Here is a 757-nt window from a genome sequence, read left to right as displayed (position 1 = left end):
CTGCTCTCCTCTGACGAAGGGATCATCGTCAAGTGGGGCAAGGAGACCATCAGCCGGATCCGCGGCTGAGAAGGAGCGTACATAAACATGGAAAAGGTATTTCTGACCGAGCATATCCACCCGGATGCGGTGGCGTATCTCCGGGAGAATTTCGAGGTCGTGCAGGGCACTTCCACGGAGAGCGGCGAGATCATCCGGCAGGCGCAGGGCTGCTCCGCGATCCTGATCCGTTCGGCGAAGATCACGGTGGAGATCATGGACGCCATCCCGACGTTGAAGGTAGTCGCCAAGCACGGCATGGGCGTGGACAATATCGCGGTGGATCACGCCACGGAAAAGGGGATCCTGGTGGTCAACGCCCCCTTCTCCAACCTGAACGCAGTGGCGGAGCATATCGTGATGCTGCTGCTGGCACTGTCCAAGCGGACGGTGCAGATGGATCAGCTGACCCGGGCCGGCCAGTTCAAAGAGCGCAACACCTACAAGACCATCGAGCTGAAGGGCGCCACGGTGGGCATCATCGGCATGGGCAAGATCTCCCGGCTGGTGGTGAAGAAGCTCTCCGGCTTTGAGATGAACATTCTGGCCACGGATCCCTATGTGAAGCAGGCGGATGTCGAGGGACTGGGGATCACCATGGCGACGCCGGAGGAGCTGTATGCAAAGTCCGATTTCGTCATCGTCCACACCTCTCTGTTCCCCTCTACCTTCCATCTGGTGGGTGCGGAGCAGTTCAAGGCTATGAAGAACACCGCCT

General features: G+C 59.3%; 1 protein-coding gene. It reads left to right on the top strand.

Annotated features, from left to right (window positions below; translation table 11 throughout):
* Positions 1 to 87 precede the first annotated feature (87 nt).
* On the top strand, positions 88 to 757 hold a 670-nt coding region (locus HMPREF1546_RS14090; protein ID WP_021748367.1), incomplete at its 3' end, for an NAD(P)-dependent oxidoreductase.

It is taken from the genome of Oscillibacter sp. KLE 1745, from assembly GCF_000469445.2.
In the GTDB taxonomy this organism is placed as follows: Bacteria; Bacillota; Clostridia; order Oscillospirales; family Oscillospiraceae; genus Oscillibacter; species Oscillibacter welbionis.
Note: the sequence above shows the minus strand (reverse complement) of the source record. Positions and strands in the feature narration are given on the sequence as shown.